14 protein-coding genes and 3 tRNA genes are annotated in these 14,069 nt (G+C 50.8%); 15 read left to right on the forward strand and 2 right to left on the reverse strand.

Going from position 1 to position 14,069, the window contains the following annotated elements:
- Window positions 1-19: 19 nt before the first annotated feature.
- From L6H98_RS12170 to yajC, 11 genes are all read left to right on the forward strand, one after another.
- Window positions 20-96, forward strand: a tRNA-Arg gene (locus L6H98_RS12170).
- Window positions 97-109: 13 nt separating this feature from the next.
- A tRNA-Leu gene (locus tag L6H98_RS12175) sits at window positions 110-190 on the forward strand.
- Between the two features lie 5 nt (window positions 191-195).
- A tRNA-Pro gene (locus L6H98_RS12180) sits at window positions 196-269 on the forward strand.
- 198 nt (window positions 270-467) lie between these two features.
- A complete protein-coding gene (locus L6H98_RS12185) occupies window positions 468-1,103 on the forward strand; it encodes a BofC C-terminal domain-containing protein (protein ID WP_236415417.1) in 636 nt (211 codons plus the stop codon).
- A 196-nt stretch (window positions 1,104-1,299) separates the two neighbouring features.
- Window positions 1,300-1,803 carry a crossover junction endodeoxyribonuclease RuvC gene (gene ruvC / locus L6H98_RS12190; RefSeq protein ID WP_236415418.1) on the forward strand — a complete coding sequence of 168 codons (504 nt, stop codon included), beginning with the start codon at window positions 1,300-1,302 and terminating at the stop codon, window positions 1,801-1,803.
- On the forward strand, window positions 1,800-2,414 hold the full coding sequence (gene ruvA / locus L6H98_RS12195) for a Holliday junction branch migration protein RuvA (protein WP_236415420.1): 615 nt from the start codon (window positions 1,800-1,802) through the stop codon (window positions 2,412-2,414). The genes ruvC and ruvA overlap by 4 nt, the downstream gene beginning before the upstream one ends.
- A gap of 74 nt (window positions 2,415-2,488) precedes the next feature.
- Entirely contained in the window at window positions 2,489-3,499 is a 1,011-nt protein-coding gene (ruvB, locus tag L6H98_RS12200; protein WP_236415422.1) for a Holliday junction branch migration DNA helicase RuvB, read from the forward strand.
- A gap of 106 nt (window positions 3,500-3,605) precedes the next feature.
- On the forward strand, window positions 3,606-5,693 hold the full coding sequence (locus L6H98_RS12205; protein WP_236415424.1) for a SpoIID/LytB domain-containing protein: 2,088 nt from the start codon (window positions 3,606-3,608) through the stop codon (window positions 5,691-5,693).
- A gap of 7 nt (window positions 5,694-5,700) precedes the next feature.
- Window positions 5,701-6,729 carry a tRNA preQ1(34) S-adenosylmethionine ribosyltransferase-isomerase QueA gene (queA, locus tag L6H98_RS12210; protein ID WP_236415425.1) on the forward strand — a complete coding sequence of 343 codons (1,029 nt, stop codon included), beginning with the start codon at window positions 5,701-5,703 and terminating at the stop codon, window positions 6,727-6,729.
- 44 nt (window positions 6,730-6,773) lie between these two features.
- Window positions 6,774-7,910, forward strand: a complete 1,137-nt coding sequence (gene tgt / locus L6H98_RS12215) for a tRNA guanosine(34) transglycosylase Tgt (RefSeq protein ID WP_236415426.1) — start codon at window positions 6,774-6,776, stop codon at window positions 7,908-7,910.
- 64 nt (window positions 7,911-7,974) lie between these two features.
- A complete protein-coding gene (yajC, locus tag L6H98_RS12220; RefSeq protein ID WP_236415427.1) occupies window positions 7,975-8,286 on the forward strand; it encodes a preprotein translocase subunit YajC in 312 nt (103 codons plus the stop codon).
- Window positions 8,287-8,409: 123 nt separating this feature from the next.
- Here the strand turns inward: yajC and L6H98_RS12225 are convergent, their stop codons facing one another.
- Complete coding sequence (locus L6H98_RS12225; RefSeq protein ID WP_236415428.1) at window positions 8,410-8,802, reverse strand: TIGR04086 family membrane protein; 393 nt, start codon at window positions 8,800-8,802, stop codon at window positions 8,410-8,412.
- Between the two features lie 225 nt (window positions 8,803-9,027).
- On the opposite strand from L6H98_RS12225, the gene L6H98_RS12230 reads away from it, so the two are divergent.
- On the forward strand, window positions 9,028-9,729 hold the full coding sequence (locus tag L6H98_RS12230; protein WP_236415821.1) for a DUF421 domain-containing protein: 702 nt from the start codon (window positions 9,028-9,030) through the stop codon (window positions 9,727-9,729).
- 2 nt (window positions 9,730-9,731) lie between these two features.
- Here L6H98_RS12230 and spoVB read toward each other — a convergent pair whose 3' ends face one another.
- A complete protein-coding gene (gene spoVB / locus L6H98_RS12235) occupies window positions 9,732-11,351 on the reverse strand; it encodes a stage V sporulation protein B (protein ID WP_236415429.1) in 1,620 nt (539 codons plus the stop codon).
- 231 nt (window positions 11,352-11,582) lie between these two features.
- Between spoVB and L6H98_RS12240 the strand changes: the two genes are divergently transcribed.
- From L6H98_RS12240 to secF, 3 genes are all read left to right on the forward strand, one after another.
- On the forward strand, window positions 11,583-11,822 hold the full coding sequence (locus tag L6H98_RS12240; protein ID WP_236415823.1) for a post-transcriptional regulator: 240 nt from the start codon (window positions 11,583-11,585) through the stop codon (window positions 11,820-11,822).
- A gap of 92 nt (window positions 11,823-11,914) precedes the next feature.
- Complete coding sequence (gene secD / locus L6H98_RS12245) at window positions 11,915-13,165, forward strand: protein translocase subunit SecD (protein ID WP_236415430.1); 1,251 nt, start codon at window positions 11,915-11,917, stop codon at window positions 13,163-13,165.
- Window positions 13,155-14,063 (forward strand): protein translocase subunit SecF, encoded by a 909-nt coding sequence (secF, locus tag L6H98_RS12250; protein WP_236415433.1) that lies wholly within the window; start codon window positions 13,155-13,157, stop codon window positions 14,061-14,063. Before secD ends, secF begins: the two co-directional genes overlap by 11 nt.
- Window positions 14,064-14,069: the final 6 nt, after the last annotated feature.

Below are 14,069 nucleotides of genomic sequence, written 5' to 3' on the forward strand. Positions count from 1 at the left end.
CGTCGTCCGCTCCAAATATGCGCCCTTAGCTCAGCTGGATAGAGCGTTTGACTACGAATCAAAAGGTCGGGAGTTCGAATCTCTCAGGGCGCGCCATTTAATTAAATAAGCCGGTGTGGCGGAATGGCAGACGCGCTCGACTCAAAATCGAGTGGGGAGACCCGTGGAGGTTCGAGTCCTCTCACCGGTATTTAACGGGATGTAGCTCAGCTTGGTAGAGCACCTGGTTTGGGACCAGGGGGTCGCATGTTCAAATCGTGTCATCCCGATCTTTCGAAAGACGGACTATCATAATAGATAGTCCGTCTTTATTGTTTTCCATGAGAGAAACTGTTTTATTTTGCATAAAGCTGAGCCCTTTCGGTCACAATATCCTTAAAACAGGGATAGAAGGGGTTCATGTGAACACATTTAAGCTCAGAAAACAATTAAAGCGACGTTGGCGTCGATGGAAACGCACAGCATGGATGGCTGTAGCTTTGATAACGATCACGGTGTTGGCGGGTAGTGGATTGTCCATCTCTTCGCATGTTCAGCGGCTGCTGACAACCCATTTCGGTGAGGCTAAGGCTGTTATGGGGCTTGCCGAACCGGAAGCACAGGTGACGGAAAAAGCGCAAATGGTGTTGAAGCAATTGGGAACGGACCCAGATCGGTTAACTCGGGTTGTCCTCGAGACACGTTATATTTGCGGGATTGAAACGGAGCAGTTGGGGCGTTTAACGAATTCGCAGCTAGAAGCATTGTTGCTTCAGCATCCTGAATGGGAGCCCGAATTGAAAAGTACTGATCTTGTTCAAGTCAGTCAACAGATTGACGATCTTTCACCGTTGTGCAAAGAGAAGGCGTATATCAGCGTCGATGCCGTAGGGAATTTAAATTTATATGAAGGACGTCCAACCAAGGAGAAAGTCATCCGGACATTTTTTCAAATGGATGTGGGTTCCCTCGAATCTTCTTTGCCGGAAGGGGTATTGGAACAATTGCAGCAAGGGATACGCGTACAGGACAAAGATGAATATAACAGTGTGATCTCCACATTTAGCGATTATGCCCTCGATCGGGAGTATGAAGCAGCACAGCCTGTGCAAAGCGGCGGGTAAAAACAAACCAACATAATAGGTGGAGTGTGCCAAGGCATCGTCGGATGCCTTTTTTGCATTGTTGAAAATGATCGAAACTCATCAAATGATGCGGCATCATCGTCTCGACAAAGTTTTTCCTGCCGCAGGATCATAAACTTTGTTATAATGAAATGAACGATACATATGTTCGCTTTATTGTAAGGGAGAGATGGTTTTGCGTTTTTTGGGGATCGACCCGGGGATAGCGATTGTCGGCTTTGGTTTTGTGGACAAAATCGGAAGCCAGGTAAAGCCTGTGCAGTACGGCTGCATTCAAACCGAGGCTCATACGCCCGAAGAAGAACGGCTGCTTCATGTGTATGAGGGCATGGTGCAGTTGATTGATAAATATAAACCGGATGCGATTGCGCTGGAGAAGTTGTTTTTTAACCGAAACGTGACGACAGCCATGTCTGTCAGCCAAGCGAGAGGGGTCATGGTGCTTGCAGCAGCTCAGAAAGGGCTGCCGATCGCGGAATATACGCCAATGCAAATTAAACAGGCCATCGTGGGTTACGGCAAGGCGGAGAAACGCCAGGTGCAGGAGATGGTTCGTATGTTTTTGCGTTTGCAGGCCATTCCGAAACCGGACGACGTGGCGGATGCGCTAGCCGTAGCCGTTTGTCACGCCCACTCATACACACTAAATAACAAGTTGAATGAGGTATTGCGAAAATGATAGATTTTCTTAGAGGACAGTTTGTGCTTGTGGAGAATGAATATATTGTGTTGGATGTGCATGGAGTGGGGTATCGCGTGTTCTGCCCTAATCCCTTTGTTTTTGCCAAACAAGAAGGGGAAATCACGGTGTATATTCATCACCATGTACGTGAAGACGCAATCCTTTTGTTTGGTTTTGCATCCCGGGATGAGCAGCGTCTTTTCCGCAAATTGATTGAGGTATCCGGCATCGGGCCGCGGGTTGCATTGGGGATTCTGGCAGGGGGAACGCCTGAGCATGTCGTTACGGCGATTTATCAAGAGAACATTACGTTCCTGACCAAATTGCCGGGAATCGGCAAAAAGACGGCACAGCGCATGATTTTGGACCTGAAGGACAAATTGGACGGCTTCGGTACGGCTGCATTGGCGACAGGGTTGTTTGCCCCTCCGTCGGAGGAACAGGGCAGCGGGTCTGCGTGGGATGAAGCTCGAGAAGGCTTGAAGGCATTGGGTTACACGGACAGCGAGCTGGATAAAGTATGGCTGAAGCTCAAAAAAGACGCCACTGCGGCAGATTCGGTGGATGTGCTGATGAAGCGGGCGCTGCAGATGCTGTTTAAAGGATAGCGAGCTGATCGGTGACAGACCATTTCAGACAACCAAGTCAACCAAGCAGCCAGCAAAGAAGGTAGGGATATAACATGGAAGACCGGATTATTTCCGCCAACCTGATGATGGAGGACCAAGCTGTGGAGCTGAGCCTGCGTCCCCGGTATTTGAACGAGTATATCGGACAGAATCAGGTCAAGGAAAATTTGAAAATATACATCGAAGCCGCAAAAATGCGTAATGAAGCGTTGGACCACGTGCTGTTGTACGGTCCTCCCGGACTGGGGAAAACAACGCTGGCCAATATTATCGCGAACGAGCTCGGCGTGAATCTAAGAACGACGTCGGGCCCTGCGATTGAACGTCCAGGAGACTTGGCTGCGCTTTTGACCAACCTGCAGGAAGGTGACGTCTTGTTCATTGACGAGATTCACCGCTTGCATCGTACCGTGGAAGAAGTCATGTACCCGGCCATGGAGGATTTTGCGCTGGATATTATGATCGGCAAAGGCCCGAGTGCACGTTCCGTGCGTCTGGATTTGCCTCCATTTACGCTGATCGGTGCAACGACGCGTGCGGGATTGTTGTCGGCTCCGCTCCGCGATCGTTTCGGCGTGATCAGTCGTTTGGAATTTTACACGGTGGATGAACTTGCGTTTATCGTGTCGAGGGCTTCGGAAATTCTTGGCGTCGACATCGTGGGCGATGCGGCAGAGGAGATTGCCCTTCGTTCTCGCGGTACGCCGCGGATTGCTAACCGTCTCTTGAAAAGGGTACGGGATTTCGCCCAAGTGCGGGGGGACGGCATGATCACGCAGGCTTTGGCAGAAGAGGCGTTGAAACGTTTGCAGATCGACCCGAGAGGGTTGGACGAAATCGACCATAAGATGCTCAAATCCATGATTCAAAGTTTCAAAGGAGGCCCGGTCGGGCTGGATACGATAGCTGCCACCATCGGGGAAGAGAGCCAAACGATTGAGGACGTATACGAGCCTTATTTGCTGCAGATCGGCATGCTTCAACGAACTCCGAGGGGCAGGGTGGTCACGGATTTGGCGTATCACCATCTGGGCATTCCCCTTCCGCCAAGGGACGGGAAGTAATGGTTGGATGGAGCATCTGACGCAACATCAACGATAAAAAGAAGCTCATAAGCAGGACGCATATTTCCGATAATCCAATGGATATAGCATGGAGAGGAGTTTGATTGTGGGAAGAGCGAGGAATACAAACAAGTGGAGCAGACGCATTAAGGTTTTTGCGGCGGCATTGCTGACTGCGGGATGCCTGCAGTTGCCTGCCTATGCGGCAGAAAGCGACGGCCAAACGATCCGGGTTGCGATGTTTGCGAACCTGGGAAGCACGTACAAATCGACAACACCGCTTATTACGCTGGAATCCACGGGAAAATGGAGCATTGGTTCTGACAGCGGAGCCAACTTAAGCATCCCTGCAGGGCAAATCCGATTCAGCGCGGACGGTTATAGGGTTAAAGTGTTGGAAACGACCGATTTCCAAACGGCGTCGGCTGCGGCTAAACGGTTACAGGCCACTGCGGACACGCCGCTGCTGTTTACAACAACGGTCAACGGCAAAGAGACCTATCAGCTGTATACAGGCAATTATGCGACAGCAGCGCAGGCCGGACAAGCCGTAGCCCGTGTCCAAAACACGGCTGCAGCCCAACTTGGCGGCCAGAAACCGGTGGTTACCGGAAGCAAACGGCTGACGACGGGCACGTACAGTTCGCTTGAGGAGGCGCAGGCAGCACAGGCGACTTTGCTGTCGGCAGGCATTACGGCTTATCCTGTGCTCCAATTGGGGGCAAATGCTTCGGGATACGCGGTTTGGGTGGGCGAAGCCTCCACGGATGCAGAGCTTGCGGCACTGAAAACAACGGTTGATGCTCAAGCACCTGGTTTGAGTTTATCTACAGTGAATGACGGTCAACCCGGGCTGATCATCCGTACGGATGCAGGACTCAGCCTGGATGCTCTCAAAACGGCAGCACATTATACGATGGCAGGCACCAATGCCAAAGCTTTGGTACAGGGAGACGGCAGCGGAATCAAAGTCGCGGAGCGTTCACAGCGGACCTACCGCGGCGATATGGAAGTCAGCATCGTTAACGGGGACCTGGCTCTGGTCAACGTTGTACCGCTGGAGCAATACCTGTATTCAGTCGTGGGCGCAGAAGTGTATTCCTCGTGGCCGGCAGAGGCGTTAAAAGCTCAGGCTGTAGCAGCGCGTTCCTATGCGCTTCAGCAGGGTGACCGCTTCAAGATTGCCAATGTCGTGGATACAACGCTCAGCCAGGCCTACAACGGAATGGGATCCGAGAATGACAAAGTAAACAGCGCCGTCGATGCGACCGCGGGCGAAGTGGTCAAGAGCGGCGGAAAAATCGTCGAGGCTGTGTTCTCGTCCAATGCGGGCGGGCAGACGGCGCATCCTTCCGAAGTTTGGAACGGCGCAGAAGGTGTATTCAACACGGTTGACAGCTCGGGAGATATTGCGGCGCAGGCAGGACTGCACACGTGGTATCACGTGTTTCTAAGCTCGGGGGTCAGCGGATATATACGCGAAGACAACGTGAAGGAACTCTCTTCCCAAACGAATGCAGGGCTATCCAAAGTAACGGTTACGGCCCAAAATACCAACGTGCGACCGATTCCGATGATCCAGTCCAATGTGAACCCGGTGGCAAAAATGAATCCAGGCAACGAAGCCGTAGTTTTGGCGAAAGTGCCTGAATCAAATACGTATTCCTGGGTAAGAGGCCCGTTTACTTCAGCTCAACTAGTCAAAACCCTTCAAGGCAAAACGACATCCTCGGTACCGTCAGCCATCTCCACGTTGGAGGTAACGAAACGGGGGCCGTCGGGAAGGGCGCTCGAAGTCAGTGCCAACGGACAGCCGATGACCGTGAAGTATGCGGACACCTATCGTTCTGCATTGGGCGGGTTGCCGAGCACATTATTTGATATTGCCGGTACCGGAAGTTATACTGTATTAGGCGCTGACGGCGTGCAAGCCAGCAAAACCGGGGCGAACGGCGCAGCCGTGTTATCGGCTTCCGGGACGGGCACATCGTCCGGAAACGCACTCGTCGTCATGAGCGGGGACGGAACGGCCAGAGCCGTAACCCAAGGCCAAACCTTCATGTTTATCGGTCAGGGCAATGGCCATGGTCTGGGGTTGTCCCAGTGGGGTGCCAAAGGCATGGCGGATGAAGGGTATGATTACCAGGCCATTTTGAAACACTATTACCAAAATGCGACTATTGTTAAGGAATGAATTTAAGATGAATGTGGATCTATATAATTTTGAACTGCCGGAAGAGCTGATCGCGCAGACGCCGTTGCTTGAGCGCACGGCGTCCCGGCTGCTTACGTTGAACAAGGAAACGGGCGAGGTTCACCACCGCAAGTTTCCGGATATTATCGACTTTTTTGAGCCGGGAGACACGCTTGTTTTGAATGATACCCGTGTCCTCCCTGCACGGTTGTTCGGAACAAAGCAGGACACCGGAGCCAAAGCCGAAGTGCTTTTGCTCAAAAATGTGGAGGGAGACCGCTGGGAAGCGCTGGTCAAACCAGGGAAAAAGCTGAAAGCGGGATCGGTCATCGTATTCAGCGATGAGCTGAAGGCCGTGATCGACGAAGAAGGCGAAATGGGTGCCCGAATGCTCACTTTTATGTATACCGGCATTTTTCAGGAGATTTTGGACCGCTTGGGAGAGATGCCGCTTCCTCCATACATCAAGGAGACCCTTGATGATCGGGAGCGGTACCAGACGGTATATGCGAAGCATGAAGGATCGGCTGCGGCACCGACGGCGGGCCTGCATTTTACGGATGAACTGCTCGACCGCATCCGCGCGAAAGGCGTCAACATTGCTTTCATCACGCTGCACGTCGGTTTGGGAACATTCCGGCCGATGTCCGTGGATGTCGTTGAAGAGCATGTGATGCATGAGGAGTACTATTCATTGTCTCAGGAAACGGCCGATTTGATCAATGACACGAAAAAGAGGGGTAACCGCGTATTCGCCGTTGGCACGACGAGTTGTCGTACGCTGGAAACGGTAGGCAGCCAGTCCGAGGACGGCTTGCTTAAGGAAAGCAGCGGCTGGACGAGCATTTTCATTTATCCGGGCTATTCCTTCAAAGTCATTGATGGCATGCTGACAAATTTCCATTTGCCGAAGTCGACGCTGGTCATGCTGGTCAGTGCGCTTGCCGGCAGGGAACACATTATGGATGCATACGCGGAAGCGATCCGCGAGCGGTATCGGTTTTTCAGTTTTGGCGACGCCATGCTGATCTATTGATTCGGCGGAATTTACGAATATTTTTCAGAGGATGATTATAAACGATGGCAGCCATTACGTATGAACATATTAAAACTTGCAAACAGTCAGGCGCGCGTCTTGGACGTGTCCACACGCCTCACGGGATCATTGAAACACCTACCTTTATGCCTGTCGGTACACAGGCAACCGTAAAAACGATGAGCCCGGAAGAATTGAAGGAGATGGATGCCCAGATCATCCTGAGCAACACGTATCATCTCTTCCTTAGACCAGGACATGAGATCATACGCCAGGCTGGCGGACTGCATAAATTCATGAACTGGGATCGCCCCATTTTGACGGATAGCGGCGGATTCCAAGTATTCTCGCTCAGCGAGATGCGCAAAATTACCGAGGAAGGCGTTCACTTCCGTTCCCATCTGAACGGAGACAAAAAGTTTTTGTCCCCCGAAGTAGCTATGGAGGTTCAAAATGCACTCGGCTCCGATATCATGATGGCGTTTGACGAGTGTCCTCCTTACCCGGCCGAATACGAATACGTGAAAAAGTCGCTGGAGCGGACGAGCCGCTGGGCGGAACGTTGTCTGGAAAGCCATGCCAGACCGCATGACCAAGGATTGTTTGCCATCGTTCAAGGGGGCATGCACGAGGACCTGCGGAGACAGAGCGCTGCGGATTTGACTTCCATGGATTTCCCGGGGTATGCTATTGGTGGACTGAGTGTCGGAGAACCCAAACATTTAATGTATGGTGTATTGGATTATACGGTGCCTTTGCTGCCGTCCAATAAACCACGGTATTTGATGGGGGTAGGTTCGCCCGATGCATTGATTGAGGGATCGATTCGGGGAGTGGACATGTTCGACTGTGTACTGCCTACACGGATTGCCCGTAACGGAACTACGATGACAAGTCAGGGACGCCTGGTCGTTCGGAATGCGCAGTTCGCAACCGATTTCGGCCCGCTTGACCCCGAGTGTGATTGCTATACTTGCCGGAACTACTCCAGAGCATACTTGCGTCACCTGATCAAAGCGGATGAAACGTTTGGCTTGCGGTTGACCACCATCCATAATCTTCACTTCTTGCAGAATTTGATGCGCAATGTGCGGAAAGCGATCATGGAAGATCGTCTGCTTGATTTCCGGGATGAATTTTTCGATCAATACGGTCTGCACAACAATGAGAAAGGGTTCTGATCGGGTTTTGCGGAACCTGGGAGCCACGAACGAATTGGTGAAAAGCTGATAAGGGGGAGTCCATATGTTTCAAGGAATGACTGCGAGCGCAGCGGCAGGCGGAGGCGGAATTCTCGGCCTGATCGTGCCACTGGTGCTCATGGTGGCCATTTTCTACTTTCTGATGATTCGTCCTCAGAACAAAAAACAAAAAGAACGCAACGCCATGTTGGGCCGTCTGAAAAAAGGCGACAAGATCGTAACGATTGGCGGCCTGCACGGCACCATTGCCGAAATCACGGATGATACGGTTGTATTGCGTGTAAACGATGTCACGAAGCTGACGTTTGACCGCAATGCCATCAGCAGCGCCGTAAGCCGGGAAACTGCGGAATAAAGCAGACAGGCATTTTTATGAGAGAAAGGGAACTCCTCGGGAGCTCCCTTTCTTTTTTTGTTTGTGATGAACGTTTGATAGAAAATGATCTGACGACTTTCCCCGCCGCTTTCGTCGTTTATTTCATGATTTGCGTATATTTACTCCAAAGATGCCACCCAGAGCGGAAATGACGAACGCGCTTGCGAGCTGTAGTCCGTCTTTCCAGTTAATCACGGCATCCAGTGCCAAAAAACCGATCAACAACACGATAACACCATAAATAATACCGGTAATTCCGCCATGGTACCACCCCTTTTCGCCAGAGCGTTTGCCGGCCAGAAAACCACCGATCAATAAGGAGACGGCGTGAACGATGTAAGTATACCTGGAGAGGTCTTGTTCCCGCATGTCCGTCATCCAGAGGAAACAAGAGAGAATCAACGCCCCCAGAAACATCCACACGAATGCATGACAAAGACCGGACAAAATCGGATTGGTCAATCGGAACGGATTCATTCGTCGAATCAGCTGCATAAAGCAACCCCCTTGTACAAGTTTAAATTAATACAGTTTATGGTCAAGCCTCCCCACTTATGAACTGATTTTCCATTATATGAACAATCGAAAAACTGCATCAGCATGTGAGGTTCAGGCCAAAATAGGGATTACGCTCCAGGCTTCACTACAACTTATAATTAAGGGAGGAATCCTGTTGTGAACCTTTCAGATATCGGAGTACATATTTTTAGAACGATCCTGATGTATTTTATTGTTTATGGCGCCATTCGCGTCATGGGCAAACGTGAAATCGGGAAGCTGTCCATGTTTGATCTGGTCGTCTCGATCATGCTTGCTGAAATTGCCGCATTTGTTATCGAAGACACGGATAAGCCGTTGTTCCACGGCATTGTGCCCATGCTGACGGTGCTTGTGATGCAGATCGCCATGGCCTACATGAGTCTCAAAAGCCGTGGTTTGCGTTTGATGATCGACGGCAAACCCGTGGTGTTGATTTCTAAAGGCACGTTGAGTCGCGATGAAATGCGCAAACAGCGTTATAACCTTGATGATTTGCTGCTGCAGCTTCGAGAGCAAAATATAGATAGTATCAGCGAAGTGGAATACGCCATTTTGGAAACGACAGGCAAGCTTACCGTTTTCCCGAAAAATCAGAACGGGAGCGTGTCTGCAACAGGGGGCAATTTAAATTCCAACAGTATACAGAAACCGAGAAAAGATAAGGTGGACGGTTTTCAAAACATTAAATACGAAGGTTTGCCACTGCCTCTGATCATGGACGGGAAAGTTCAGGACCAGAATCTGGAGTTGATTCAGAAAACCAGATTCTGGCTCAAAAACGAGATTCAACAGAAGGGTATACTTGATTTCAAGGACGTTTTCATTTGTTCCATTGACCATAACGGAAAAATTTACGTAAGTCCCAAAGAGGATCCGAAGTAAAGTCATTTCCGCAAACGGCGATTGAACCACGAACCAATGATGGGCGCGCGGGACAGATCGTGAAAGTCGATCATGCGGGTCAAGCCCATGACGATAAAGTAAACGATCAAACCTGCGATCGAAGCCATAATCAGCCTGAGCCACAAAGGAAACAGCACAACGGTTTGCTCGTAAACGAGCAGCGTCGCCGCACCCATAATAAACATGCCTGCAATGGTTTTGGTCCAGTCCATAAGCTTGAAACGAAAAGCGAGCAGTTTGCGAACACTGCCGGCATGAAGGAACGTGACGATGGTGGAGTTGACGCAGATGGCGATAACCGCGCCAATTATGCCAAATTCCGGACGGGAAGCGAGCAGCAAAATCAGAGAGATTTTGATCACCGCCCCGATGAATGTATTGAGCAGCGCCTTGCCCGGCCGATCAAGGGCCTGAAGAGCCGCTTGCAGCGGTGGCTGAATATAAATGAACAGGGCAAAAGGAGCCATTAATTTCAGCATGTTGCCAATCGAAGCGTCATTGTATAACAGAAGGCACAGCGGTTCCGCAAGCACGTACATGAATACCGAGAACGGAGCCCCTGTGACCAGAGCCAGACGCAAAGCCTGGTGCATGCGCTTATGTATGAGTGCGCGATCGCCTTGGGCGGATGCTTCGGACAAAGAAGGCACAAGAGAGGTCGCCAGCGAAGACGTCAGCGCGCCGGGCAGGAGCAGCAAAGGAATGATCATGCCTTGAAGCGCGCCGTACTGGGCCGTGGCCAGTCCTCTGGATAACCCCGCAAGGGCGAGGCTTTGCGCGGTAACGATCGTTTCGGCCAAATAAGAAAGGGATCCGACCAACCGTCCTGCGGTTACGGGAACCGAAATGGCGAGCAGTCTGCGAATCAGCCCTTTTTGAGAGGCTGCCGAGTCGATGGGCGTTTTGCCTGTGGTTTCGTCTTGGTTTTGGAGGGGGGATTTCGGTTGCACTTCTGTTCTCTTCTGTTCTTTCTTGGCCCTGCCGTAATTCCAAAGCAAAATGAGCATTCCTGCAAACTCGCCGACAAGCGCCCCCAGCATGGCGCCGGCTGCAGCCCGTTCAATGCCTTGGGGAACCAGCAGCCAGGAAAACCAAATGACGCAGACAATGCGTACAATCGTCTCGGTGATGGAAGAAGCTGCGCTGGGGATCATGTTCTGTTTGCCCTGAAAGTATCCCCGGTACACGGCAGACACCGCTATGATCGCAATCATGGGACTCATGCTGACGAAGGTGTGGTATACACGCTCGTCCGTGAGAACGTAACGCGTTACCCAAGGGGCAAAAACGATGCAGAGAAACATGAACAAAACGCCCAGCGTTAGCGTGAAGCTTAAGCTGACCTGCAGGATGCGCTGCGGAGAATAACGATTTGCTCCCGTATCCGCTTCGGCTACAAGCTTGGCTATGGCGAGCGGAATGCCTCCGGTGATCAGGGTGACCAGCACAATAAAGAAAGGATAGCTCAGTTGGTACAGGCCCACCCCTTCTGCACCGATGACTCGCGGCAGCGCGATGCGCGGGATAAAGCCCAATACCCGGTTAATAATGCCAGCAGCGAGTAGGATCATGGCTCCTTGGATAAATGTCTGCTTTTTCAAAGCGACCCCTCTTTCCCGGTTGAAAAGTAACAGGTTGGTTACGCGGACAGGACAAAGCCTGGTTGTCTCATTCTATGCTAGTCCATGACCTTCTCATGACACGATCGGGCGATTTACAAAAAGAACCAAACCAATCAAAGAAGGAATATGGCATGTGGAAGTCGAATGTTGTATCAAGGATGCCGCAGAAAGGTTTTTGAGCAAGGAAGGGAGGCGCTCCCCGTGGAAGAAATGAACGATACGGAACTGGAACAGTCCATCGAGCTGCTCTGCCAAAGCAAAGCAGAGGAGTTACGGCTTGTGGGATACGAGTATGTGACAAGCAAAGATGTATGGAACTGCGTCAGTCATAAATATGAGAAGCAGGGCATTCCGCCCCTGCACCAGCTGGTGAACGACATATTGTCACTGAAAGCAACGAGCTTTATGAACTTTTTGACCGTAGCTGCTTACCGGGGGTCCTCTTTCTAATCGAAAGGGATCTTTTTTTGTTGAAAATTGACTGCATTTTACGGCATCGCTATAATAGGAATATTGAGAATGAAAGGGGATCTAGGAACGGCATGAAAAGAATTGTCAGTTTCATTCTGGTCGTGCTTGTCACCGCTGGCGTGATGGTGGGGACAAGTCCGGAGCTGCTGAAAAATATGCGCTTGGGCCTTGACTTAAAGGGAGGCTACGAGATCTTATATGAAGCAGAGCCGCTGGAACAAGGACAGCAAGTTTCCAAGGCTTCTCTGGTGCAAACCGCAAGAAGTTTGGAAAGTCGTGCCAACGCGCTCGGAACCAGCGAGCCAGAGGTCACAACGGAAGGAACGAACCGCATCCGTTTGAAACTTGCCGGAGTTACCGACGAGGCCGAAGTTAGGGCCAAAATGAAGGAGCCGGCCGTTTTGACGTTCCGCAGTAAAGGCGAGAACGACAAAGAAGGCGAGTACAGCAAAATCGAACTTCGCGGTAACGAATTCGTCGAGAACGGCGCAAAAGTGGTGTTTAACCAACTGAACCAACCGATGATCGACATTCAGGTGAAGGACAAAGCCAAATTTGCGGAAATTACGAAACGTTTGGTTGGACAGCCTTTGGCGATCTACTTGGATGATCAACTGTTGTCCGCGCCAGAAGTTAAACAAGCGTTAACCGACGGTTCTGCCCAAATTTCGGGCAGTTACACGCGCGAGGAAGCGAACCAGCTGCGCGATACGATCAACTTGGGCGCTTTGCCGTTGAAGCTGACCGAGAAGTATTCGCAAAGCGTTGGCGCAACGCTGGGTAAACTTTCCTTGAATCAAACGATTAAAGCGGGGCTTATCGCATCAGTCATTATTCTGGCGTTCATGATCGCAATGTACCGTATACCAGGCCTTGTCGCAAGTTTCTCGCTGATAGTGCACACATGGCTTGTGCTGGCCATCTTCTATTTGGGAGAATTCGTGCTCACGCTGCCAGGGATCGCGGCCTTTATTCTCGGGATCGGGATGGCGGTCGACGCCAACATTATTACGTACGAACGGATCAAAGAGGAGATGCGGAGCGGCAAGTCCGTGATGTCGGCAGTGAAGGCCGGCGGGAAACACTCGTTCCGCACAATCATCGACTCCAACATCACTACAATCATTGCTGCTGGCGTCATGTTTTTCTTTGGTACCGGGGCGGTCAAAGGTTTTGCACTCGTGCTGATCTTCGACATCGTGACCAGCATCATCACGAATATTTACTTCTCCCGTTTCTTGCTCAGCCTGCTCGTTAAAGCGAACTTGCTGAAGAAACCGAAGTATTTCGGAGTAAAGGAGAGTGAAATTCGTGCGCTTTAATTGGAACTATGACTACATCAAAGGCAGCAAATTTGCTTATACTTTCTCCATTCTGTTAACGATAGCGGGGATCGTCAGCTTGCTTGCTCTTGGATTGAACTATGCGGTGGATTTCCGTGCAGGTTCAAACGTCGACATCACCGTATCCAAAGCGATTACAGCGGAACAAATCAATCCGATCATCAAAGACATTGGTGCAGATAACGGGGATGTCCAAATAACAACGGGAACTGACCGAGTAAACGTACGTTTTTCCAAAGAGCTTGATGAAACTCAGGAAAAAACGTTCAAGGATGAATTCAGCAAATTGGATTCCACCGCTTCTTACGAGGTGAATACCGTTGATCCGGAGATGGCCAAAGAATTGGAACGGAATGCCATCTACGCTGTGCTGATCGCAAGTATCGGGATCATGATCTACGTTGCGATCCGGTTTGAATGGCGATTCGGCCTTGCCGCCGTCATTTCGCTTTTCCATGACGCATTTGTCGTCATCAGCGTGTTCTCCATTTTCCGGTTGGAAGTGGACCTGACGTTCATTACAGCCGTACTTACCGTTGTCGGCTTCTCCATCAATGATACGATCGTTATTTTTGACCGGATTCGTGAAAACATGCGGTTCGCCAAAAAAACGTCGAAGGCCGATTTGCGTCAGGTGGTAAACAACAGTTTGGCTCAAACGATGACTCGTTCCCTGAATACAACGTTCACCGTTTTTGCCGCTTCCATCTGTTTGTTCATTTTCGGCGGGGAGTCCATTCGTATGTTCTCGCTCGCCATGGTCATCGGAACACTGTTCGGCGCGTATTCTTCCATCTTTATTGCTGCACCGCTCTGGCTGGTTCTGAAAGGCAAACAAATCAGCAAGCCAAAAGCGGCTGCCAAAGCATCCAACTAAACATGT

It is taken from the genome of Paenibacillus sp. JJ-223, from assembly GCF_927798175.1.
GTDB classification, from domain to species: Bacteria; Bacillota; Bacilli; order Paenibacillales; family Paenibacillaceae; genus Paenibacillus; species Paenibacillus hubeiensis.